22 protein-coding genes are annotated in these 22,033 nt (G+C 65.1%); 13 read left to right on the forward strand and 9 right to left on the reverse strand.

The window, feature by feature from the left end; translation table 11 throughout:
• Window positions 1-8: 8 nt before the first annotated feature.
• The gene (locus tag BM244_RS17530) at window positions 9-428 is read left to right on the forward strand and encodes a nuclear transport factor 2 family protein (protein ID WP_093400215.1); all 420 of its coding nucleotides are present in this window, start codon (window positions 9-11) and stop codon (window positions 426-428) included.
• Between the two features lie 386 nt (window positions 429-814).
• Here the strand turns inward: BM244_RS17530 and BM244_RS17535 are convergent, their stop codons facing one another.
• Entirely contained in the window at window positions 815-1,240 is a 426-nt protein-coding gene (locus BM244_RS17535) for a cupin domain-containing protein (protein WP_254784531.1), read from the reverse strand.
• Between the two features lie 212 nt (window positions 1,241-1,452).
• Here BM244_RS17535 and BM244_RS17540 point away from each other — a divergent pair, with 212 nt between their 5' ends.
• From BM244_RS17540 to folE, 5 genes are all read left to right on the forward strand, one after another.
• On the forward strand, window positions 1,453-2,235 hold the full coding sequence (locus BM244_RS17540) for a hypothetical protein (RefSeq protein WP_093400217.1): 783 nt from the start codon (window positions 1,453-1,455) through the stop codon (window positions 2,233-2,235).
• Window positions 2,236-2,326: 91 nt separating this feature from the next.
• Entirely contained in the window at window positions 2,327-3,064 is a 738-nt protein-coding gene (locus BM244_RS17545) for an SDR family oxidoreductase (RefSeq protein ID WP_093400218.1), read from the forward strand.
• 45 nt (window positions 3,065-3,109) lie between these two features.
• Window positions 3,110-4,579 (forward strand): aldehyde dehydrogenase family protein, encoded by a 1,470-nt coding sequence (locus BM244_RS17550; RefSeq protein ID WP_093400219.1) that lies wholly within the window; start codon window positions 3,110-3,112, stop codon window positions 4,577-4,579.
• 31 nt (window positions 4,580-4,610) lie between these two features.
• Complete coding sequence (locus tag BM244_RS17555; protein ID WP_093400220.1) at window positions 4,611-5,324, forward strand: TetR/AcrR family transcriptional regulator; 714 nt, start codon at window positions 4,611-4,613, stop codon at window positions 5,322-5,324.
• Between the two features lie 121 nt (window positions 5,325-5,445).
• Window positions 5,446-6,084 carry a GTP cyclohydrolase I FolE gene (gene folE / locus BM244_RS17560; protein ID WP_254784532.1) on the forward strand — a complete coding sequence of 213 codons (639 nt, stop codon included), beginning with the start codon at window positions 5,446-5,448 and terminating at the stop codon, window positions 6,082-6,084.
• A 153-nt stretch (window positions 6,085-6,237) separates the two neighbouring features.
• Here folE and BM244_RS17565 read toward each other — a convergent pair whose 3' ends face one another.
• Genes BM244_RS17565 through BM244_RS17580 form a run of 4 tightly spaced genes read right to left on the reverse strand, consistent with a single transcriptional unit; the run spans window position 6,238 to window position 10,377 of the window.
• On the reverse strand, window positions 6,238-7,047 hold the full coding sequence (locus BM244_RS17565) for an enoyl-CoA hydratase/isomerase family protein (protein WP_093400221.1): 810 nt from the start codon (window positions 7,045-7,047) through the stop codon (window positions 6,238-6,240).
• Window positions 7,048-7,057: 10 nt separating this feature from the next.
• Entirely contained in the window at window positions 7,058-9,274 is a 2,217-nt protein-coding gene (locus BM244_RS17570; RefSeq protein ID WP_093400222.1) for an acyl-CoA dehydrogenase family protein, read from the reverse strand.
• 15 nt (window positions 9,275-9,289) lie between these two features.
• Window positions 9,290-10,123, reverse strand: a complete 834-nt coding sequence (locus BM244_RS17575) for a coniferyl-alcohol dehydrogenase (RefSeq protein ID WP_093400223.1) — start codon at window positions 10,121-10,123, stop codon at window positions 9,290-9,292.
• Window positions 10,124-10,146: 23 nt separating this feature from the next.
• Window positions 10,147-10,377, reverse strand: a complete 231-nt coding sequence (locus tag BM244_RS17580; protein WP_093400224.1) for a ferredoxin — start codon at window positions 10,375-10,377, stop codon at window positions 10,147-10,149.
• Between the two features lie 242 nt (window positions 10,378-10,619).
• Here BM244_RS17580 and BM244_RS17585 point away from each other — a divergent pair, with 242 nt between their 5' ends.
• The 4 genes from BM244_RS17585 to BM244_RS17600 are packed head-to-tail and all read left to right on the forward strand — an operon-like array spanning window position 10,620 to window position 14,127.
• Window positions 10,620-11,873: a cytochrome P450 gene (locus tag BM244_RS17585; RefSeq protein WP_093400225.1), complete on the forward strand. Its 1,254-nt coding sequence runs from the start codon at window positions 10,620-10,622 to the stop codon at window positions 11,871-11,873.
• Between the two features lies 1 nt (window position 11,874).
• Window positions 11,875-12,279: a Zn-ribbon domain-containing OB-fold protein gene (locus tag BM244_RS17590; RefSeq protein WP_093400226.1), complete on the forward strand. Its 405-nt coding sequence runs from the start codon at window positions 11,875-11,877 to the stop codon at window positions 12,277-12,279.
• A 29-nt stretch (window positions 12,280-12,308) separates the two neighbouring features.
• A complete protein-coding gene (locus BM244_RS17595; protein ID WP_093400388.1) occupies window positions 12,309-13,436 on the forward strand; it encodes a thiolase family protein in 1,128 nt (375 codons plus the stop codon).
• 7 nt (window positions 13,437-13,443) lie between these two features.
• The gene (locus BM244_RS17600) at window positions 13,444-14,127 is read left to right on the forward strand and encodes a DUF2889 domain-containing protein (RefSeq protein WP_093400227.1); all 684 of its coding nucleotides are present in this window, start codon (window positions 13,444-13,446) and stop codon (window positions 14,125-14,127) included.
• 127 nt (window positions 14,128-14,254) lie between these two features.
• Here BM244_RS17600 and BM244_RS17605 read toward each other — a convergent pair whose 3' ends face one another.
• Both BM244_RS17605 and BM244_RS17610 read right to left on the reverse strand, forming a co-directional pair.
• The gene (locus BM244_RS17605) at window positions 14,255-15,154 is read right to left on the reverse strand and encodes a helix-turn-helix domain-containing protein (RefSeq protein WP_093400228.1); all 900 of its coding nucleotides are present in this window, start codon (window positions 15,152-15,154) and stop codon (window positions 14,255-14,257) included.
• Window positions 15,155-15,524: 370 nt separating this feature from the next.
• A complete protein-coding gene (locus tag BM244_RS17610; RefSeq protein ID WP_093400229.1) occupies window positions 15,525-16,751 on the reverse strand; it encodes a CaiB/BaiF CoA transferase family protein in 1,227 nt (408 codons plus the stop codon).
• A 232-nt stretch (window positions 16,752-16,983) separates the two neighbouring features.
• On the opposite strand from BM244_RS17610, the gene BM244_RS17615 reads away from it, so the two are divergent.
• Together BM244_RS17615 and BM244_RS17620 are read left to right on the forward strand one after the other, a co-directional pair.
• Window positions 16,984-17,772 (forward strand): SDR family oxidoreductase, encoded by a 789-nt coding sequence (locus BM244_RS17615; RefSeq protein WP_093400230.1) that lies wholly within the window; start codon window positions 16,984-16,986, stop codon window positions 17,770-17,772.
• Window positions 17,773-17,922: 150 nt separating this feature from the next.
• Entirely contained in the window at window positions 17,923-18,219 is a 297-nt protein-coding gene (locus tag BM244_RS17620) for a hypothetical protein (protein WP_093400231.1), read from the forward strand.
• Window positions 18,220-18,392: 173 nt separating this feature from the next.
• On the opposite strand, the gene BM244_RS17625 is transcribed toward BM244_RS17620, so the two are convergent.
• A complete protein-coding gene (locus BM244_RS17625) occupies window positions 18,393-18,863 on the reverse strand; it encodes a MarR family winged helix-turn-helix transcriptional regulator (protein ID WP_254784534.1) in 471 nt (156 codons plus the stop codon).
• A gap of 4 nt (window positions 18,864-18,867) precedes the next feature.
• Window positions 18,868-20,139: an acetyl-CoA C-acetyltransferase gene (locus BM244_RS17630; protein WP_093400390.1), complete on the reverse strand. Its 1,272-nt coding sequence runs from the start codon at window positions 20,137-20,139 to the stop codon at window positions 18,868-18,870.
• Window positions 20,140-20,323: 184 nt separating this feature from the next.
• Here BM244_RS17630 and BM244_RS17635 point away from each other — a divergent pair, with 184 nt between their 5' ends.
• A complete protein-coding gene (locus BM244_RS17635) occupies window positions 20,324-22,009 on the forward strand; it encodes an MFS transporter (protein WP_093400232.1) in 1,686 nt (561 codons plus the stop codon).
• Window positions 22,010-22,033 lie beyond the last annotated feature (24 nt).

Below are 22,033 nucleotides of genomic sequence, written 5' to 3' on the forward strand. Positions count from 1 at the left end.
CCCCGGTTTTGACGGAGATCGCGTTCGACGACTGGCTGGCGATCGCGAATGTGAAGGCGCGGTATTGCCGATTGCTGGACACGAAAGATTGGACAGGGTTCGCTGCGCTGTTCGCCGAGGACGCGGTGATCGACGCGACCGCATCGGGCGGACCGCGGCTCGACGGGCGCGATGCGGCGGTGGCGTACATCCGCACATCGCTGGAGCCGGCGGTGACGGTGCATCACGTCCATTCGCCGGAGATCGAGCTCGATGGGCACGGCGCGCGGGCGGTCTGGGCGATGCAGGATCGGCTGACCTGGCCGAACGGGCGCGTGCTGGACGCCGCGGGGCATTATCATGAGCGCTATGCGCGGGTGGATGGCGCGTGGCGGATCGCGGAGTCGCGGCTGACGCGGTTGTTTGTGGATATGCGGGTGGCGGAGTAGGAAAGTGCCCTCGTTCGGAACCGGCCCGCGAGCGGTGTATGCAGGCTGTCGTCACGAGGCATCATGCCTGCTACCTGTTCTCCCGCGAAGGCGGGAGCCCAGTCTGGGTCCCCGCCTTCGCGGGGAAACATGGTTGGCGGGCGGCAAGGGGATAATCGCCGAGCAAGCCCGTGCAGCGGACGAGGCACACACGCATCTTCCCGACAAAATTGCCGCCCAGCGACTGCACGCGCGCTCTAGATCCGCCTCCCCGGCGGAGGCCGGGGCCCAGTTGGGGGACGGCTATGATGACGGACAGTGCGCCGTTATTGCCACCTCTCCAACTGGGCCCCGGCTTTCGCCGGGGAGGTCCTGGGGTGTCGGTGACGCAGCCGAGATGATCGATTCTACGTCATCGCGGACGGCGGCAATTCATTCGCCCAGTTCTCGCGACTGCGGTTCACCGTACCCACCGCCTTCGCCCAGAACGCGGGATTGTCCGCGACCAGCTTGATGTCGAAGCTGTTCGAGCCGCGGAACTCCAATACCTCCACGCCGTCCGCGCCCGGCACGTAATGATAGGGTACGTCGGCGCCGACGAAGAACCCATCGCCCTTCGCAAGCGTCTCGGTGCCGACGCGAAGAGAACCGGCGACAATATAATACAGACAGTCGACGTCGTGCGTGTGGCGGGGCAGGGGGAAGCCGCTCTTGAACCAGGCGTGCGTCAGGCTGAGGCCGGGCATCTCGAACAGCAGCTTGACCGTCGTACCCTCGAGCATCCCGGCATCGATCGCGGCGACCGCGCCGGTCATCTCGATTTCGGTCGGCATGCCCTGCGACATGATGCCGCTTTCCTCGAAGTCGCGCGCGTCGGCGGCGCGGAAGAGCGCGAAGCGAGGGTTGGTGGTAGCGATCGGAGGTCTCCCGGAGCGACGCGTGGAGGATGGTACATGCCGCCCGATGGGTCAAATCGCACCCGCGATATGGCTTTCGTGCGCCACGGCTTAGACCCCTCCGAACGCGCAAAGCGAAGGGACGAGGGATGAGCCTGTACACGACGATCCACCTTCACAACGTGTTGGCGGGGCGCGAGGATGCGTACGGCGCATGGTTCGACGGGCCTCACTGCGACGCGCTAAAACGGCTGCGCGGGTTCGTGACGGCCGATCGGTACGAGGTGACGCCCGAACAGGTCATGCCCGACATTCCGCAGCCGTGGCGGTTCGTGAGCGTCTATGATTTCGACTATCCGGCGCCGGCAATCGACCTGCCCGCGCTCGCGCCGCTGCTCGCCGAGGCACGCGATGCCGGGCTGATCGACGATGCCGACGAGAGCGAACGTATCCACAGCTATGCGATGTATTCGGACTGGGTATCCAGCCCCAACCACCAACCCGACAAGCCGTTGTCGGGCGTCAGCATCATTCTCGCCAATTTCGTTGCGGGTCGCGAGGCGGAGTATCAGCAATGGTACACCGACGTGCACGGCCCGGAAGTGACGCGCGTCCCCGGCAAGGTGGCGATGAAGCGCGGCCGCCTGTCGCCGCTGCAGGTCGAGCCGGTCCGCTATTGCCCTGGTAGCGACCTCGTCCTCTGCGCGCTCCAGACCGATGACCTGCTGTTCACGGTGAAGGATTTCAGCGCACGCGCACGCGGCGTTTCGCCCAGTGGCATCGCGATGGCGCCGCGTTCCTCGGCTGGCTCGGTTGCGCGGACGGTGCATTATTTCCGCAAGGTCAGCGGCGGCGCGTTCTGGCCGGGGGGGGTCGCGTATGACGGTGACCTGTCAGTCTATCCGGCCGACTTCGCGCGGCCCGCAGGTTGAGCTCGCAAGCATCGCGCGCACGATACGGTCGGCCCTTGCCGCATGCGGCGCGCGCGGGGCACTTAACGTCAAAGCATGTAGGAGCGGATACGTGACAAAAACGATCGTGATCACGGGAGCGGGCGATGGTCTCGGCCGCGCGCTGGCCCGCCGCTTCGCCGCCGATGGCGAGACCGTCATCCTGTTAGGTCGGACGCTGTCGAAGGTGCAGGCGGTCGCGGACGAGATCGGCGCGCCGCACGTCGCGATACAGTGCGACGTGGCGGACCCCGATGCGGTGCGCAGCGTCTTTGCGGGGATCGCCGAAACGCATTCGAAGATCGACGTGCTGATCAACAATGCGGGCGTCTACGAGCCGTTCACGCTGACCGATGCGCGCGACGATCAGATCCTCAACCAGATATCGATCAATCTCGCCGGTCCGGTCTTCTGCGCGCGCGCCGCGCTGCCGTTGCTCCGCGGCGGCGGGCATATCATCAACGTCACCAGCGAATCCGTCGCGCTGCAGATGCCGATGCTGTGGATGTATGCGGGCGCCAAGACCGGGCTTGAACTCGTTTCGCACATGTGGGGTCGTGAGCTCGAGGCGGAGGGCGTTCGCGTCACCGTGGTTCGCGCGGGCATGATGATGGACGAGACCAAGACCGGCAGCGGCTGGCCGATGGAGGTCGCAGTCAAGTTCGCGCAGGAGAACGCCAAGATCGGCATCAACCTGCGCGAACGGCCGATCTCGCATTACAATTCAGTCACCGACGCGTTTCGCGCGGTGCTCGACATGCCCGCCGATCTCCATGTCGGCCTCGTCACACTCAGCGGCAGCCGGCGCTGATCCGTCGACCCTGATTCCCCTGTTCCCGTTAGAAAGACCCTCGCCATGATGACCCTTCCCGACGCCAAGCTGTTCATCGATGGCGAACTCCGCGATGCGGAGGGCGGCAAGACCTTCGACGTGATCAGCCCGTGGACCGGCGAGCCTGTCGGCAAGGCGGCGGATGCATCGGCGGCGGATGTCGAGGCGGCGATCGCAGCGGCTCGGCGCGCGTTCGACGATACCGGCTGGTCGACGAACGTCGATCTACGTCTCCAGCTGGTCACCAAGCTGCGCGATCTGTTCGCGGCGAACAAGGAACGCCTGTCGGACCTGGCGCGGCACGAGGCGGGCGCCGCCTGGGGCGCGGTCGGTCGCGCGCATGTCGACATGGCGATGGAAGGCTGGGACGATTACATCGCCGCTTTCCCGAAGGTGACGTGGGAGCGCGATTACAGCGGCCGGACGTCCTACGGCTTCGAGACGTTGCGCAAGGCGGTGTATGAGCCGATCGGCGTGGTCGCCGCGATCACCCCGTGGAACGTGCCGCTGTACGTCAATGTCGGCAAGGTCGTCGCCGCGTTGCTGGCGGGCTGCACCGTGATCCTCAAGCCCGCACCCGACACGCCGGGCATGGGCGCGATCTTCGGCGAGCTGGCGATCGAGGCGGGCTTCCCCAAGGGCGTGCTCAACGTGGTGTTCGGCGGCGATCCGGCGCTCGCGGGCGAGATGCTGGTCAAGGACAAGCGCGTCGACCTGATCTCGTTCACCGGCTCGACCGGCGTCGGCAAGCGGATCATGCAGCAGGGTGCGGACACGCTGAAGCGCGTGTTCCTCGAACTCGGCGGCAAGTCGGCCAAGATCGTGCTCGACGACGCGCCGAACTTCGCGATGGACGTCGCGCAGACCATGCTGGTGTTCCATGCGGGGCAGGGCTGCGCGGTCCAATCGCGACTGCTCGTGCCGAAGAGCCGCTATGAGGAGGCCAAGGGGATCCTCAAGCATGCGTATGCGAGTTTTGGCGACAATTGGGGCGTGTTCGACGAGCCCAAGCATATCATGGGGCCGGTCGTGTCGAGGCGGCAGATGGAGCGGGTGATGTCGTATATCGAACTCGGCCAGCGGGAAGGCGCGACGATGATCGCAGGCGGCAAGATGCGCCCCGACAAGGGCGGTGGCTATTTCATCGAGCCGACCTGTTTCGTCGACGTCACCAACGACATGCGGATCGCGCAGGAGGAGATCTTCGGACCCGTGCTGGTGGTGATCCCGTTCGAGGACGACGAGGATGCGATCCGGATCGCCAACGACAGCGATTACGGGCTGGGCGGCGGCGTGTCGTCGGGCGATCTCGACCGGGCGATGAAGATCGCCAAGCGCGTCCGCACCGGCACGATGAGCGTGAATGGCGGGATGAGCATCGCCGGCGATATACCGTTTGGCGGCTACAAGGCGTCTGGTATGGGCCGCGAATGGGGTCTCGAGGGAATCGAGGAGTTTCTAGAGACCAAGTTGATCGCATGGCGCGCGGCATGATCGGGCGCCGAGGCTAGGACGGGATGCGGGCGTGGATGTTATTCAACCGGCGGAGACGGTAAAGCCACGCGGGCCGGCGGCGGCGAAGGTGGTCAGCCATAACCTTAACGGGCAACGGCTTGGCCGCAAGGGGCGCGACACGCGCGACCGGATTATAGCCGCGACCAACGAACTGCTGGCGGGATCGCTCGATGCGCCGATCTCGCTTAGCGCGGTGGCGCGGCAGGCATCGCTCGGGATGACGTCGCTATATGTATATTTCACCGACCTGACCGAGTTGCTGCTCGCGGTACTGGAGCCGCTTTCCGCCGATGCCGAAGCAAGCTATCTGCGGCATCTCCGCGAACGCTGGCCGGACGAAAACCTGAACGTGCATTGCCTGGAGTTCGTCACTGCGCTGCATGGGTTCTGGCATCGCAACTCGATGATCCTGCATCTGCGCAACAGCATGGCCGACCAGCGCGACGAACGGATGATGGTCCACCGCGTCCACGCCGCGCAGCCGGTGATCGGATTGCTGATCTCGCAGATGGATCAGGACCCCGGCGTTCCCGGCACCCCGGCGGCCGGCATGGCGACGGTGCTGTACACGGGGATCGAACGCGTCGTGACGATCGCCACCGATCGGATCCTGCCGACGGTGCTGCCGGGCGCGTTCTCGCCGAACGTACGCAATTTCCTGCGTGCGGAATCGCGATTGCTGGAACTTGGGATTCGAGAGTTTCGGGCTGAGGCGAAGAATTGAGATTTTGCAAAGGCACCGTTCGATCCTTGCAGTCCGCATACCGCGCACTTGTTGAGCGAAATGGTACGTTTGCAGCGTAGAGATACGATGTAATTTTGATATACTGACACAAGGTATTGCTATGCGGGTCGAATGCGATGGGGACGATAGCAGCAGTGCTATAACCGACGAACGAGGATCAGACGGCAAGCCGATCGTGCCGGAAGACGTCGCGTCGGCGGTTCGTACGCTAATCCGCTGGGCAGGCGACGATCCGACCCGCGAGGGGCTGCTCGATACGCCGCGGCGCGTCGCACGCGCGTGGAAGGAATATTGCGCGGGCTATGGCGACGATCCGGCAAAACATCTCGACCGCGTGTTTGAGGAGGTCGGCGGCTATGACGAGATCGTGCTGCTGAAGGACATTCCGTTCCAGTCGCATTGCGAGCATCACATGGCGCCGATCATCGGCAAGGCACACATCGCCTACCTGCCGCGCGACTATGTCGTCGGCATCTCGAAGCTCGCGCGCGTGCTGCATGGGTTCGCGCGCCGATTGCAGGTGCAGGAGCGACTGACCGCAGAAGTGGCGGATTGCATTTGGGACAACCTCAAGCCGCAAGGCGTCGCGGTGGTGATCGAGGCGAGCCATGCTTGCATGACCGCGCGCGGCGTGCGGACGCCGGGCGTGACGATGGTGACGAGCCGGATGATGGGCGTGTTCCGCGACGACGAACGCAGTCGCAAGGAAGTGCTCGCGCTGATGGGACGTGCTGTCTAAGTCGCCTGCCGCCGGAACTGGTTGTGGGCACGCGCCAAGGTTGCCACGGTGGTGTGGTTCCGGGGCATCGCGCGCAGCGTATTTTTTGCAGGCGGAAGCCATTCAGGGGCTCCGCCCTCCCCGAATAGAAACTCGTTCTGCCGATCCGATCGGCTACGCCTTCGACCCAAGCTTCGAAATATACCGCTCTATCCCCTCCAGATACGCCGGATTGAGCATCAGCGCGCTGTTCGCCATCCGCTCAACGTGCCGGCCCATCTCGGGCCCGAGTTCGCTCGCCATCTCGATCGCGATCTTCGCCGCGCCCATCTGTTCGCCGCTCGACTTGGTGAGATGCCGGCAGAACGCCAGCGCCGCATCCGCGAAGCCGTCGTCGGGCAAAACGTCGTGGACCAGCCCCATGATCAGCGCACGATCCGCGTCGGCCTTCTGGTTGCCCATGATCAGCCACCGCGCCCAGTGCGCGCCGCAGATCCGCGTCAGTCGGCTTACCCCGTTGGATGCGGGGAGCACCCCGAACAGTCCTTCGGGGAACCCGAACGACGCGGATTTCGCGGCCAGCCGGAAATCGCAGGACAAAGCGAGTTCGAGCCCGCCACCGACGCAATCGGCGTGAATGGCGCAGACGATCGGCTTCTCGACATGCTCCATCTCGTCGTAGATCCGGTGCATGCCGTGCAGCCCGAGCCGGTGGTTTTCGCGGATCTCAGACGCCGTCGTCGGCCGCGGTCGCGACGATCCGCCCCGCAAATCCGCCCCCGCGCTGAAGAACCGGCCGTTCGCGCGGACCAGCATGACCTTCAGCGCGGGCGTATCGCGGAACCGGTGCAGCGCCGTCTCGAACAGCGCCATCGTCTCGCCCGACAGCGCGTTCAGCTTGTCCGGGCGGTTGAGCGTCGCGATCAGGATGCCGTCCTGGTCTTCGGTCAGCAAATGCGGCGGTGGAACTGTTGCATCGGTCATGTGGCTATCCTCAGGCGCGGGTGCGCGGCAGGCCGAGGCCGCGTTCGGCGATCATCGAGCGATGCACTTCGCTGGTGCCGCCATAGATCGTCGAGCCCTGCGCATGGCGATAGAACATGTTAATCTCGGCCGCCGTACCGTTGCGCTTCGACAGCGACAGCGGCGCGGTCAGATCGAGCAGGTCGCGCGCGTCGGTTAGAAATTTCTCCGACGAGAACATCTTCGCCATCGGCCCGTAGGCGAGGTTGGTCTTCTTCTCGGCGATCACCCAGGTCGCACGGAACGTGAGCAGTTCGGACACCCACAGGTTCGCGACGGTGCGCGCCAGTCGCGTCTGCGCCGCCGGATCGCCGATCAGTGGCTTGCCGTGTCTGGTGATCTCGCGACACAGTTGCTCGCCCGCGTGGAGCATCGCGCGCTGATACTTGGCGAACCCGCCGCCGTGCTCGAGTTCGAGGCTGGCGCTCATCGTCTTCACGCCGCCATCGACGTCGCCAAGCCGCCAGCTGTCGGGGATCTTCACATTGTCGTAGAAGGTGATGTTGGTCCGCTCGTCCTGGAAGGTGTAGACCGGTTGGACGGTCACGCCTTCGGTCTGTTCGCCATTGGTCTTGAGCGGAACGATGAACATCGTCAGCCCCTTGTGCTTGGCGACCTCGGTGTTGGTGCGCGCGAGCATCAGGACGTAGCTGGCGAGGTTCGCGCCGCTGGTGAACATCTTGGTGCCGTCGATCCGCCAACCGTTTCCATCCGGGGTGGCGCGGCATTGCGCGGCGAACACGTCGGAGCCCGCGCCCGGCTCCGAATAGCCCAGGCTGCATATGACTTCGCCCGACATGATCTGCGGCAGGACGTCCTGCTTGAGCTCGTCCGAGCCGAACCGGTGGATGATCAGCGCGACCATCTGCGACACGCCCGCCGCTGGGTTATTATACCCCTCGAGCTCGAACGCATCCATCGCCGCGATCTTGGCATAGGGCGACAGGCCGCGCCCGCCGACGTCCTTCTGCAACCCGAGATACAGCAGGTTTTCGGCGGCGAGCTTGCGGTTGAGTTCCGGGTTGTAGCCTTCCCAGCTGTAGTGAAACTTGTCGCGCATTTCCGGCGTGACATTGGCGGCGAAGAAAGTGTGGATCTCCTGCGCGATCGCGTTGGCGTCGTCGCCGAGATCGAAGTCGATCGGGCTCTCGCCGGCGTCGGGCAGCGCGGTCGTCTCGCCCGCGTAGAGGCGCCGACCGGCCTCGTCGAGCAGCCGCTGCGGGTCGCCAAGTACGAGCGGCCAGGCCTTGGCACGCAGGTTGAACAGGAAGATGTCGTATTCGGTGGTCAGGCCGTAGCCACCGAAGGTGTGCAGCGCCTGCGCGGTGGCGCGCGCGGCGGCTTCGGCGTTCCACCACGCCGCCACGGAGATCGCGGCCCCGGCGGTCGGCGTGCCGTCGACGATGTCGCGGATCGCCTTCCAGACGAGGAACTTGCCGCCGTCCACCTCGCAGATCAGGTCGGCGAGCGGGTGCGAGATCGCCTGAAACTGGCCGATGAACTGGCCAAACTGTTTCCGCTCGCTCGCATACGCCGCGGCTAGCTTGAGCGCCTCGCGCCCGAGCCCCGCAAGTGCCGCGGAAACGAGCAGTTTCCACTCCTCGATCGCGGCGGCGAACGTCGCCAGCGCGGCATCGCCCGAGGCGAGGACGACCTGTGGCTGCGCTGCGAGATCGAGCTCGGCGAGCGGCGTGTCGGCGAGGTTCTCCTCCGCGACCCGCGCGCCATCCGCCACGGTGACGAGCACCACGTCGCTGCCGTTTCGTGCGATCACGCCTTCTGCGATCAGGCCGCCGGCAATCCACTGGCGCGGCTGATCGGCGATATCGTGAAAGGCGATCGTGACGACGCTCTCACCGGTCATTCCGCGTTCAAGCCAGCCAGCGTCGCCGCCCAGCAACGCCAGCAAGCGCGTGGCGACCAGCGCCTCGGCGAGCGGTCCCGACGCCAGCGTTCGGCCGGCTTCCTCCATCAAGACAGCGGCGTCGATCAGCCCCAGTCCGAGCCCACCCGAGGCTTCGGGAACGCGGATCGACAGTGCGCCCTGTTCGGCTAGTCCCTTCCACAGCGCAGCATCGAAACCCGACGGTGCGGCAGCGCGGACCCGCGCGGTGGAGCTGTTCTCGTCGAGAAAGCGCGCGAACATGTCGCGCATCATTTCCTGGTCGTCGGTCAGGTCGAAATTCATCGCGCCGTCCTATTCTTATGCCGCAGCGGGGGCCGCCCGGCGCATCATCTTGCTGAGATCGACCTGTCCGGTCGCGACACCGCCCATGAACCCGCCATCGACCGGGAAGACCACGCCGTTGACGATGCCGGCGAGCGCACTGTTGAGCAGGACAAGGCCACCGGCCTGTTCCTCGGGCGTCGAATAGCGCCCCATCGGCTCGGCGGCGGCATCGACCACGTCCTTGCCCGACGTCTCGTGGAAGGCCGCCATCATCGGCGTCTGCGTCGGGCTGGGCAGGGTGCAGTTGATCCGGATGCCCTGCTTGATCAGGTGCGCGCCCATATATTGCGTCCAGACGATCACGTTCTCCTTAGAGAAGCTGTAGCCCTCCTTGATCGTGTCCTCCAGATGCGCCTCGGCCCATTCGACTGCGGCTGCGAAGCCCTTGGTGGTGACGAACTCCATGTTGGTCGGGATGCGGCGGCTCCAGCCGAGTCCGCCGGTCGAGGCGATGCTGGCGATCGCGCCGCCCGGGCCCATCAACGGCAGGACCTGTTCGGTCAGGTGGCGAAGGCCGATGAAGTTGACCTTCATCACATCCATCGCGGGGAAGGACTGTGGCAGACCGGCGCAGTTGAACAGCGCATCGACCTTGTCGCCGATCGCCGCGACGCCCGCCTCGATCGAACCGGGATCGCGCAAGTCGACGTTGTTGAAGCTCGCGAGCGGCAGCGTGGATGGCTTGTAGTCGAGGCCGTGGACCTCGGCCCCCAGCGACAGCAACAGCTTGGCAGTCGCTTCGCCCATGCCGGAGAAGCAGCCGGTGACGATGACGCGTTTGCCGTTATAGCCGAGAATATCGCTCATAGGTGCTCCACAATATTGGGGTGTCAGGCGCGCTTGGTCGGCGGCCAGGAGATCGTGCCGTCGTCTTCCTCGACGAAGATGATGCGTTCGGGACAGGACCGCGCACCGTTCTTGGCGGCCTTCTCTTGGCCTGCGGGCACGTCGAACGCCTCGATCGCGATGTAGCCGTCGTCGTCCAGCGGGAAGAGCGCCTCGGCGACCGCCGCACACCGCGCATTGCCGACACAGCCCGATTTATCGATCCGGACTTTCATCCCGTCTCTCCTTAACTTCAGGGCGATCTAGCACGAACAAGGGGCGCGCGATCAACCACGCCGGTGCCTCATCGCCGCCGCGATGCAGCAGCGAAAGCGGTCGTGGCAGCTGGATCGCTGCGGCGATGCCGAGCGGTTCGGCATTGCCTTTGCCGAGGGTGCGCGCGACACAGGCTCCGGTACGACACGCGCGCTCGCCGGAGCCGCGCCGCCCGCAGATGCGACGTTACCGGAGGCCCAAGATGGCACAGTCTCAGCTCAGTTCGATCGTTCCCAAACCAGATCACGTGCCCGATGCACTGGTCTATGATTTCGATATCCACGGTGATCCGGAATTGTTGGTCAATCCGCATGGGCGCCTGCTCGACATGGTCCGCAACGCGCCGCCGGTGTTCTGGACGCCGCGCAACGGCGGTGGCTGGGTGATCCTTAGCCACGCCGCGAACTATGCCGCCTCGCGCGATACCGAGGCGTTCTCCAGCGAGTTCGTACCAAAGGCGCAGATGGATGCGATGCTCGCGTCGCTGCCGCCGGGCGCGCCGCATATCCCATTGCCGGTACCGATCACGCTCGATCCGCCCGAGCACACCAAATACCGCCAGCCGCTCCAGAAGGTCTTCTCGCCCAAGACCATCAATTCGCTGCGGACCAGCATCAAGGACCTGGCGGCAGAACTGATCGACGCGGTCAAGGCTGACGGCGCCTGTGAGTTCATGTCCGCGATCGCGGAGCCGTTGCCGGTGCAAGTGTTCCTGAAGATGCTCGGGCTGCCGCTAGAACGGCAGGACGAGTACCGCGTGATCGTCAAGGAGCACATGGCGGCGATCGACACCGATCGCGCCGGCTCGATGCGACGCCTGCAACGGATCGCGGCAGCCATGCGCGACACCGTGCTCGACCGGAAGGACAATCCACGCGACGATATCCTGTCGATGCTGTGGAAGATCGAGATCGACGGCAAGCCGACCACGCTCGCCGACATGGAGAATTACGGCGTCCTGCTGTTCATTGCTGGGCTCGACACGGTGATGAACGGGATGGGGCTGGCGATGCGTGGTCTCGCGCTTGACCCCGCGCTCCAGAACCAGTTGCGCGCGGAGCCGAAGCTGATCGCGGAGGCATCGGAAGAAATGCTGCGGCGTTTCACCTTCACGGTGCCGATGCGGATCATCAAGAAACAGGTCGAGCTGGCCGGCGCGACGATGATGCCGGGCGAGATCGTCAAGCTACTGCTGCCCGCCGCCGATCTCGATGCTGCCGAATTCCCCCATCCCGATACCTACGACCTGAAGCGCGAGAACAACGTGCATATCGCGTTCGGCGTCGGCCCGCATCGCTGCCTCGGCTCGCACCTCGCGCGCGTCGAATTGCAGGTGCTGTACGAGGAGATGCTCGCGCGGTTGCCTGAGTTCCGGCTCGATCCTGCGCGTCCACCCGTCTTCCACGGCGGACATGTGATGGGGATCGAGGAGATGCATCTGGTGTGGGACGCCTGACTTGGTCTGGCAGCGCTCCCGCGTCCGGATCGACAACGATAATCGTGCGTTCTGGACCGGTGGCGCGGACGGCAAGCTGAACATCGCGCGGTGCGGCGATTGCGGCGGCTTCATCCATCCGCCGCGCGAGATCTGCCGGCATTGCCTGTCGGAAAACGTCGCGCCGTTCGCGGTTTCGGGGACCGGCGTGGTCGATACGTTCACCGTTAATCACCAGGCCTGGGCGAAGGACATGGAGGTGCCGTTCGTCATCGCCCGCGTGAAGCTCGACGATGCGCCGGGCGTGTACCTGACGACCAACATCGTCGGCTGTCCGGTCGATGCTGTCGCGATCGACGATCCGGTGCGCGTGACGTTCGAGGAGCAGGACGGCATCTGGTATCCGCTGTTCGAGAAGATCGCGTGAAGGGTGAGGCGTACATTACCGGGCTCGGCATGTCCGAGGTCGGCGTTCGCCTGACCCGGTCGCCGCTCGGGCTGACGCTGGATGCGGTGCGCGAGGCGGTTGCCGATGCCGGGCTGACGCTCGACCAGATCGATGGCGTCGCGACGTATCCCGGCAAGATGGCGGCGTATCTGGGCTTCTCGCCGATCGGGTCGGACGACGTGATCGAGGCGTTCGGCCTCACCACGCGCTGGCATATCGGCGCGATGGAGACGACCGCGCAGCTCGGCGCGATTGCAGAGGCGGCGGCGGCGGTGAAGGCGGGGCTCGCGCGGCACGTGATCTGCTTTCGCACCGTGTATGAGGCAGCGGCGATGGCGCGGCCCGACGAGTTTCCGCCGATGGAGCGCCGCAAGGACGTCACCGGCAATTCGCAATGGGTGTCGCCGTTCGGGGCGTTCTCGGCCGCCAACTGGACCGCGCAGTTCGCGATGCGGCACATGAAACGCTATGGCCTGACGCGCGAACAGCTCGCGCAGGTGGCGCTCAATGATCACGCCAACGCCGCGCTCAATCCGCGTGCGCTCGTGAAGCAGCCGTTGACGATGGACACTTATATGGCGGCGCGGATGATCTCGACGCCGTTCTGCCTGTACGATTGCGACCGGTTCACCGATTGCTCGACGGTGGTGATCGTGTCGGCGGGCGATGCGCTCGACGAGGTGAGGACGACTCCGATCCGCATCGCCGCGTCCGCGGGGTCGGTCGAGCGCTACAGCTGGGACCAGGCGGAATGGGCGAGCGCCTATCCGACCGGGCGCGATTTGTGGAAGAACACCGATTACACCGTAAAGGACGTCGATACCGTCCAGCTCTACGACGGGTTCGCGTTCCAGCCGATCACCTGGTTGGAAGGGCTCGGCTTTTGCGAGGTCGGCGAGGGCGGGCGCTTCATCGAGGGCGGCACGCGGATCGCGCGCGGTGGCAAGCTGCCGATGAATACGGGCGGCGGGCAGCTCGGCTGGGGACGTCTGCACGGCTTCGGTTTCGCGTATGAGGCGGTCGTGCAGCTGCGCGGCGAGGGCGGTGCGCGACAGATCGGCGGCGATCCCCGCGTCGCGATCGCGACGTCGGGCGGCGGGCCGATGGCAGCGGCCTTGTTGCTGGCGAAGGACTGAGCCGGTGATGCCCGCGTTCCACCGGCATGTGCTCGTCACGCCGGGCGAGACCGCGGTGAGCGTATGGGTCGAGGACGATTATCACCATATGGGCGTCACGCTGCACCATGACGGTGCGACCGTCGTGCGGGTCGAGGCGGAAATGCTGCGCGCGCCGTGGTCGACCTGTCCGGGGGCGGTCGCGCAACTCGAAGCGACGTTCGCGGGTGTCGCGCTGGAAGCGGTAGCGACGCGGGGTGAGAAGACGATTAACTGCACCCATCTGCACGACATGGCGGTGATTGCCGCAGCTCACGCGCACGACGCCGCGCCGACCCGGTATGCGATCGCCGTCAGCGATGCGGTCGATGGCATCCGGGTGGCCGAGATCGCGCGCGATGGGGTGCATGTGCTGCGCCTCGTCGAGCAGTCGGGCTTGATCGTTGAACCCGCCGCGGCATCCAAGGGGACGCTGTTCCAGCTCGGCGGCTGGATCGCTTCGCTGGAACCAGCCGAACGGGAGGCGGCCAGATTGCTGCGTTGGGCAGCGATCATAGCACATGGTCGCGCGATCCCGATGGATCGGCAATCGGATGCGACGCGAATGCCGGCGACCTGCTTCACGTTTCAGGAAGGACGCAAGCAGCGGGCGTCGCGTGTGGGGCGGATCGTGGATTTCTCTGCGGGCGATACGCTGCCCTTAACCGGATAGGCCTTCGCGGGTTCACCCTTGATGTTCCCCCGCGTCCGCGGGGGAACATGCCGGTTGGCGATCTCAAGATAAGCGGCAAGGGCCCGACATCGCTGCCGGGCCGCTCCTCGTCTTTCCTCGCGACCGCTCAGCTATACGCGCGCTCGCCGGGCATCGTGGACCGGTGCGCCATCATCGACACCGGCAGGCGCTCGGGCAAGCGGCTCGTTGCGGCGCAGGGAAGACCGGTCTCGAACAACGGCTGGACCACCGTGAATGCGGCTTCCTGGTTGTAGAAGCACCGAGTGACCGCATCGTTCAACGTCTCCAGCAACGCCGCCGTGTCGACCTGTTCGCTGGCATCGTAGACGAAGCCGATCGCGAGCGGCTGGTTGGCGGGCTGGTCGGGGAACAGCACGGTGGCGACCTGCGCAGTCGTGTCGAAGCCGATCGGCCCGGCGATCTGACCGTCGATATGGCACTTCTGGAGCTTGCCCGCCATTTCGGGGAAGGCGAACTTGCGTTCGTCGGAAGCCTCGGCGTTCAGGCGGCGCAGCATGCTTTCGCGGCGTGCGGGTGGGATCGTCGAAAGCAGCAGCTGGCCGGCGGCGGAGTCGCATAGATGCTCCTTCTGACCGCCGCTGATCGCGAAGGAATTGGCGGTGCGAAGCGGCTTCTGCCCCTCGCGCCACGTGTAGATCTGCACCTTGAGGCCGACCATTCCGAACACGCCGACACCGAGCCCGGTCTGCGCGTTGAGGCGATCGATCAGACCGGTAAGCCGGCCATCCCGAACGACGGAGGGTTGTGCCGCACAGCCGAGCATCGCGGCGCGCGGGGTGGGGGAATAGGAGCGAGACTGCGGGTCCTTGTAGAGCAAACCCACCTCGACGAGGCTCGACAGGAGTTCGGACGTGCTGGACTGCGGGCGGTCGAAGCGACGGACGATATCCATCACCGTCGCCTGCGGATGCGTCTCGTCGAAAAACTCGAGGACTTCAATCACGCGCTTGGCGATCTTTGCCTTGTTCGATGCGTTCGCAACCATGTCCGCTCTCCTATCATTTTTTTATAATAGACAGGGTTGTTCAATACGCCGGACATATTGTCAACAAAACCGAGGGGGCTTCACTTATTTGTGCGGCACAAAAAATCTGTTACCGAAATGGGTGTATCGCAGAGGTGATCGGGCCGGAATGGCGGCGCAAATCGAGGATGGTAGCGCCAACAGGGGGATATTGTGCGGTGCGGTAAAATCGCGGTTTGGGGACAGGATTATTTTTTTACCATAGGACGAAATGTATCGGCGGAACGCCGATATGCCGGACCATCCGGTCGGCAAACCGGACGTTCTCGCAGTAGACGAGCTGAAAAAGCCGTGGGCCGACGAGGCAGGTCGCGCGACTCGGATTACCGACTCAGGCGATCGCGCCCTTGGCCTTCAGGTCCTCGATCCGGTCCCAGTCGACGCCTAGTTCCATCAGCACCAACTCTGTATGCTCCGATGCCTGGGGTGAGCGGGTGGTCTTGAGCGGCTTGCCGTCGAACTGCACAGGGCCGCGGACGAGGCGCAACGGCGCACCGCCATCGCCGCCCTCGACTTCGACGATCATATCGTTGGCGAGCGCCTGCTCGTCGGTGAGCAGATCCTCGAAACTTTGCACCGGTGCCCACTGGCCCTTCATGGTCTTCAGGTGCTGGCGCCAATAGGCGAAGGGCTGTGCGGCGAACGCCTTGACCAGGATGTCGCTCGCGGCGCCGGCATTCTCGATGAGCAATTTCACGTCGGCAAAGCGCGGGTCGTTCGCTGCTTCCGGAACGCCGACATGCGCGAACGTGTCGGCGATCAGGCCGGTAGGGCTGACCATGCACAGGTTGATCGTGCCGCCGTCCGACGTGCGGAAATTGCCCATGAACGGATTGCGCGTCGAGCCGCCCGAGACAGGCATGCCGTTGCGCGTGACGATGCCCGTCTCCATCACCTGCGAGACCAGCGCGCCCGACGCCCACCACGCGGCGCTGAGCAGGGACACGTCGAGTTCGGCACCTTCGCCGGTCTTTTCACGATTGTAGAGTGCCGCCGCGATCCCGCCAGCGATGAACATGCCGCCGATCGAGTCGCCGAATGCGGCGATACCCTGCGTCAGCGGCCCGTCGAGTTCGGCAGGGGTCATTGAATAGGCGACGCCGCTGCGCGACCAGAAACACGTTCCGTCGAACCCGCCGATCTCGCGCTCGGGACCCTTGTTCCCGAGGGCACTGCCCCGCGCGTAAATGATGTTCGGGTTGACCGCGCGAATATGTTCGATGTCGAACTTGTTCTTCTGGCGGACCTGCGGGAGATAGTTGGTCAGGAACACGTCGCAGGTCTTGGCGAGTTCGTAGAGGATCTCCTGGCCTTCTAGGGTCGAGATATCGATGCCGACGCTGCGCTTGCCACGATTAGGATGCTCGAACAGCGTGTGGCGCTGAGGATCGAGCGTCACGCCGCCCATGTTGAGGAACCCGCGCTGCGTATCGCCGCGCACCGGGTGCTCGATCTTGATGACGTCCGCCCCCCAGTCGGCCAGGATGCCTCCTGCCGCCGGCACGAACGTGAATTGCGCCACTTCCAGCACACGGACGCCCTTCATGACGTGTGTCATATCATTCCCCTGCGTCGGAATGTGCCGACGTCCTATTGCCCGGAAGCCTATAAGGTGATGCGGCGGCGACAAGGCGCGGGGGCGATGCGCGGTGCTCCTATCGCTGGCACGATACGCCGGTGGTCGCCAACGCCACGGCGATATCCCCGGGCGTCGGTTGATGAAGCCAGAAACGCTGTCGATAGCCAGTGCAATGCCGCGCCGATGCGCGGCGCCCATTGGGAGAGATGTTATGAAGATCGACACATCGCTGTCCGCCATCGTTACCGGCGGTGCATCGGGACTGGGACTCGCCACTGCGCAGGCGTTGATCGCCGCCGGCGTGAACGTCGCGATCTTCGATATCAGCGCCGACGGCGAGCGGATCGCCGACGAGATTGGTGCAAGTTTCTTCAAGGTCGACATAACCTCGGAAGACAGGGCGCTCGCCGGGTTCGAGGCGGCACGCGCTGCGAACGGGCAGGAGCGTATCCTCGTCCACTGCGCGATGGTCGCGAAGGGTGGCAAGACCGTCAGCAAGGACAAGGCGACGGGCGGATACAAGCGCCTTTCGACCGAGGATTACGCGCTGTCGGCGGAGGGCATACTCGTCGCAAGCTACCGGATGGCGTCGATCGCCGCGCTGGGGATGGCGGCGCTCGACCCGCTCGAGGACGGCGAGCGCGGCACGATCGTGCTGACATCGAGCGCGGCGGCGCAGGACGGGCAGGTGGGACAGATCTGTTACGGATCGCTCAAGGCAGGGGTGAACGGCCTGGTGCTGCCGATGGCGCGCGACCTGATGGACCTCGGCATCCGCGTGAACGCGATCATGCCCGGCATTTTCGCGACGCCGCCGATGCTGCGCTTTAAGGAACTGAACCCGCCGATGTGGGACAGTCTGAATGCATCGGTGCCGTTCCCCAAGCGACTCGGCAAGCCCGAGGAGTTCGCCAGCCTAGTGATGGAGCTGGTGCGCAACACCTATTTCAACGCGCAGACGATCCGCCTCGACGGCGCGATCCGGATGCCGCCGCGATAGGAAAGTGATGACGTGAAAGGCTGGCAAACTTTGTGCGCTGCGGCATCGAAAGGATTGACAACGGCAAACTGCTAACCTAGCTTAGCATTATCGTGGATTACGATCCGCACCGTCATCAAAGTTTTTCGTTTTCGCCTGGGAGCAAAAGTCATGAAGAAGTTCGCCCTGATTCTCGCCTTCGCCGCTCTGGCGCCTGCCGTCCCGGCGTTCGCCCATGAGGTCGCAGTGCCCGTCAAGGCCGTGCCTTCGGCCGTGCCCGTCGTCGGCAAGATGCTCTATAGCACCGGCGGCAAGAAGCTGGCCGCGATCTATAAGCTCGATGCCGGCAGCGCGCCGCAGATCCTACTCGACGGCAAGCTCATCACCGTGCCAAGCGATACGCTCAGTGACGTCGATGGGCACATCGAAACGAGCCTGACCAAGAAGGACCTTATGACGCGCCGCTGATCTTCGGCGACGCTATGGAAGGGGCACCGCGACGGTATGTCGCGGTGCCCTTTTTTGTTGGGCGGCGAGCGTGCGGATCCTTGGCGGTGCCGGACGGCGCCTACATGTCCGATCGGGATCGCCAAAGGCGTTAAACGGGGAGGGTGCCAGACCGACGGCAAAGCGCCGCAGCCTTACTTCATCGCAGCGATATTTACCGCGATCCTGTCAAGATACGTCTCCAGCCGCGCGATATCGTCCGCGTCGAACCCTGCGAAGATCGCTTCCTCGTGGATCATCGCCACGCCGGATATCTTGTCGAGCAGCGTACTCGCCGCGTCGGTCAGGTGGATGCAATGGGCGCGACGGTCGTCTTCCTTGGGCTGGCGGACGAGCATCCCGTCGCTGCACAGTCGGTCGATCAGCCTTCCGACCGACGCCTCGGACATTTCGAGCGTTTCGGCCACCTCGCGCTGCGTCACGCCGGGGTGCCGCGAGACCACCGCGATCAGCGTCCATTGTGACCGCGTCACGCCGATATCCGCGACGCTCTGATCGAAACGCTTGTGCATCTGCCGCGCGGTCACCGTCATCTTGAGCGACAGCGCGCGGCGGACGTTGATCGGTTCCTTGGCGCCAGCTTTGGGTTTCAGAAGCGTGGCCAAGCGATCAGACTCGTTCGATGATGATCGCTGGTGCCATGCCGCCAGCGGCGCACATCGTGATCAAGCCATAGCGTCCGCCGGTCCGTTCGAGTTCGTCGAGTGCCGTGCCGATCAGCACCGCGCCGGTCGCGCCGATCGGGTGGCCGAGCGCGATCGATCCGCCATTTGGGTTCACCTTCGCGCGATCGAGCCCCAGGTCGCGGATGAACTTCTCGACGACCACGGCGAATGCCTCGTTGACCTCGAACACGTCGATATCGGCGACGGTCAGCCCGGCCTTCGCCAGGACCTTCCTGGCAGCCGGGACGGGACCGTTGAGCATCAGCGTCGGATCGTCGCCGACATTGGCGGTCGCGACGATCCGCGCGCGCGGCGTCCAGCCTTGCTTCTCGGCATAATCCTTTGAGGCGAGCAGGATCGCCGCCGCGCCGTCGACCACGCCTGACGACGTGCCGACATGATGGACGGGTTCGAAGTCGAGATCGGGATAGCGCTGATTGATGAGTTGCTTGAAAGTCGGGCCGTCCTTGCTGGAGGGCATGTCGTAGAACGCGGCGAACGCGGGCTTGAGCTGGCCAAGGCTCTCCGCCGTCGTGTCCGGCCGGGGATATTCTTCATGATCGAGCAGCACGTTGCCGTCGTCGTCGCTGACCATCACGGTCGACCGGTCGAAACGTCCCTCGGCGATCGCGAGCGCGGCGCGGCGCTGGCTCTCGGCGCCGAACAGCTCCAGGTCTGCGCGGCTGATGCCTTCCATCGCCGCGATCGCATCGGCCGCGACGCCCTGGTTGGTCTGCGGATGCTTTGCCTGCAACCGCGCATTGCCCGTGCCGAGACCACTCGCCGCGTTGACCTTCGCCTCGCGCAGCCTGCCGCCGTATTCGACGACATGGCTCATCATCTCGGTGCCGCCGGCGATGACCAAGTCTTCCATGCCCGCCATAATCTGCGCGGCGGCGAGCGTCGTCGCTGTGATCCCCGAGCCACAGAAACGATCGAGCGTCACCCCGCTGGCACGCGGGTCATAGCCTGCATCGAGCGCGGCCATCCGGCCGATATCGCCGCCCTGCAGACCGACCTGCGCGCTGGTGCCCCAAATGATGTCGTCGACATCTTCGGTCCTGATATGGTTGCGGTCCTTCAGGGCGACGAGCACCGCGACGGCGAGATGTTGCGGGTGCATGCCTGCATAGGCGCCGCCCTTCTTTCCGTTCGCGGCAGCTTTGCCAACGCCGCGCGGGGTGCGGACGGCGTCGATGATATAGGCATCGGCCATGATCGTCTTCCTCTGTGCGGGACGGTCGCGACGAGCGGCGGCTCCGGCGTTCCGGACCGATATCGCATGGCGAAACACGCGGCGCCAGTCCGTGGCAATCGCGACGGCGATCTGTCGGGCGTCTTTGCTTCCCACCCGCAATCATCGCCGATACCACGGCTTTCCATGACGGAGAGGGCCGCAGATGCACGCTGAGAGCGGGACGGAAACGGCAGGCGAGAACGGACGCGGGCGGGGCGGTGCGTTCGAACCGCTGCGCGAGACGGTGTTCCGGCGCATCTGGCTGACCAGCGTGCTTTCCAATTTCGGGCAGCTTATCCTGGGCGTCGGCGCGGCGTGGGAGATGACCCGGCTGACCTCGTCGGCGAGCCTCGTCGCGCTGGTCCAGACTGCGTTGATGTTGCCGCTGATGCTGGTCGCGGTGCCGGCGGGGGCGGTCGCTGACATGTTCGACCGGCGACGCATCGCGATGACCGGACTGGCGTTCTCCGCGGTATGCGGTGCGTTGCTCACGACGCTGGCGTGGGCGGGGCTGACCAGCCCGTGGGTCTTGCTCGCGTTCTGTTCGCTGATCGGCGCCGGGGTCGCGCTGTATAGTCCGTCGTGGCAGGCATCGATCAGCGAGCAGGTGCCGCCCGCCCAGCTTCCCGCCGCGATCGCGCTCGGGTCGATCAGCTATAACGTCGCGCGCAGTTTCGGGCCGGCGGTGGGCGGGTTGATAGTGCTCGCGGCGGGGGCCAAGGCGGCGTTCGCGATCAACGCGCTCTGCTATCTGCCGCTGCTGATCGCCTTCTATCTGTGGAACCGGCGGCACGTGCCGTCGCGCCTGCCACCCGAGCGGATCGACCGCGCGATCGTCACCGGCGCGCGCTATGCGCTGCATTCGGGATCGGTCCGCACCGTGCTGGTCCGTGCGTTCATGTTCGGCCTGGCCGGCGCGTCGTCGGCGGCGCTGGCACCGCTCATCGCGAAGACGATGCTCGGTGGCAATGCGAGTACCTACGGCATCCTGCTGGGATCCAGCGGCGTCGGCGCGGTGGTGGGAGCGCTCGCCGTCGGCTGGATCAGCGAGCGGATGAGCAACGAGGCCGCAAGCCGGCTGATGGCGCTGATCGGCGGCGTCGCGCTGGTCGTGGTCGGGTTGAGCCGATCGGTCCCGCTGACGTGCGCCGGGCTGTTCGTCGCGGGCGCGGCGAGCATCATTACGATCGCGATGTTCAACATCTCGGTCCAGCTCGCCGCACCGCGCTGGGTGACGGCGCGCGCATTGTCGCTGTTCTCGTCCGCGTTGACGGGCGGCATCGCGATCGGATCGGTGTTCTGGGGGATCGTCGCGAACCATTGGGCGGTCGACGTCGCGGTGATGGCATCGGGCGTCGCGCTATGCCTGACGCCACTGCTCGCGTTCGTGTTTCCGCTGCCGCTGACGGTGCTGTCGGGCATGGAGTCGGTCGAGATCGCGCATGAGCCCGAGGTCGCGATGGCGTTGACGATGCGGTCCGGTCCGGTCGTGATCGAGGTCGACTACCGCGTCGGTGCCGACCTCGCCCGGCCGTTCTACGATGCGATGCGCAAGGTCCAACGGTCGCGATTGCGCAACGGCGGCTTCAACTGGTCGCTGTCGCGCGATATCGGCGATCCGGAGCTCTGGACCGAACGCTATCAGTTCCCGACCTGGAGCGATTACCTGCGCACCCGCGAACGGTTCACGCAGGCGGATCTGGAAGCGCAGGCGACCGCCGACTCGTTCATCGCCTACGGTGTCCTCAAGCGCGTTCGACGCCGCCTGGAACGGCCGTTCGGTTCGGTCCGCTGGCGTGCGGATTCGCCCGATCCGCAACATGGCACGATCGGCTATCTCGGCCCCTGACACGCAAACCACGAAGGACCGACC

It is taken from the genome of Sphingomonas sp. OK281 (genome assembly GCF_900115295.1).
GTDB lineage: Bacteria > Pseudomonadota > Alphaproteobacteria > Sphingomonadales > Sphingomonadaceae > Sphingomonas.

What these genes read in the sequence shown, in the direction of transcription:
- BM244_RS17535 (WP_254784531.1), bottom strand. Translation starts at nt 1,240, where the DNA reads ATGCCGACCGAAATCGAGATGACCGGCGCGGTCGCCGCGATCGATGCC.
- BM244_RS17540 (WP_093400217.1), top strand. Translation starts at nt 1,453, where the DNA reads ATGAGCCTGTACACGACGATCCACCTTCACAACGTGTTGGCGGGGCGC.
- BM244_RS17550 (WP_093400219.1), top strand. Translation starts at nt 3,110, where the DNA reads ATGATGACCCTTCCCGACGCCAAGCTGTTCATCGATGGCGAACTCCGC.
- folE (WP_254784532.1), top strand. Translation starts at nt 5,446, where the DNA reads ATGCGGGTCGAATGCGATGGGGACGATAGCAGCAGTGCTATAACCGAC.
- BM244_RS17565 (WP_093400221.1), bottom strand. Translation starts at nt 7,047, where the DNA reads ATGACCGATGCAACAGTTCCACCGCCGCATTTGCTGACCGAAGACCAG.
- BM244_RS17570 (WP_093400222.1), bottom strand. Translation starts at nt 9,274, where the DNA reads ATGAATTTCGACCTGACCGACGACCAGGAAATGATGCGCGACATGTTC.
- BM244_RS17575 (WP_093400223.1), bottom strand. Translation starts at nt 10,123, where the DNA reads ATGAGCGATATTCTCGGCTATAACGGCAAACGCGTCATCGTCACCGGC.
- BM244_RS17580 (WP_093400224.1), bottom strand. Translation starts at nt 10,377, where the DNA reads ATGAAAGTCCGGATCGATAAATCGGGCTGTGTCGGCAATGCGCGGTGT.
- BM244_RS17585 (WP_093400225.1), top strand. Translation starts at nt 10,620, where the DNA reads ATGGCACAGTCTCAGCTCAGTTCGATCGTTCCCAAACCAGATCACGTG.
- BM244_RS17595 (WP_093400388.1), top strand. Translation starts at nt 12,309, where the DNA reads ATGTCCGAGGTCGGCGTTCGCCTGACCCGGTCGCCGCTCGGGCTGACG.
- BM244_RS17600 (WP_093400227.1), top strand. Translation starts at nt 13,444, where the DNA reads ATGCCCGCGTTCCACCGGCATGTGCTCGTCACGCCGGGCGAGACCGCG.
- BM244_RS17605 (WP_093400228.1), bottom strand. Translation starts at nt 15,154, where the DNA reads ATGGTTGCGAACGCATCGAACAAGGCAAAGATCGCCAAGCGCGTGATT.
- BM244_RS17610 (WP_093400229.1), bottom strand. Translation starts at nt 16,751, where the DNA reads ATGACACACGTCATGAAGGGCGTCCGTGTGCTGGAAGTGGCGCAATTC.
- BM244_RS17615 (WP_093400230.1), top strand. Translation starts at nt 16,984, where the DNA reads ATGAAGATCGACACATCGCTGTCCGCCATCGTTACCGGCGGTGCATCG.
- BM244_RS17620 (WP_093400231.1), top strand. Translation starts at nt 17,923, where the DNA reads ATGAAGAAGTTCGCCCTGATTCTCGCCTTCGCCGCTCTGGCGCCTGCC.
- BM244_RS17630 (WP_093400390.1), bottom strand. Translation starts at nt 20,139, where the DNA reads ATGGCCGATGCCTATATCATCGACGCCGTCCGCACCCCGCGCGGCGTT.
- BM244_RS17635 (WP_093400232.1), top strand. Translation starts at nt 20,324, where the DNA reads ATGCACGCTGAGAGCGGGACGGAAACGGCAGGCGAGAACGGACGCGGG.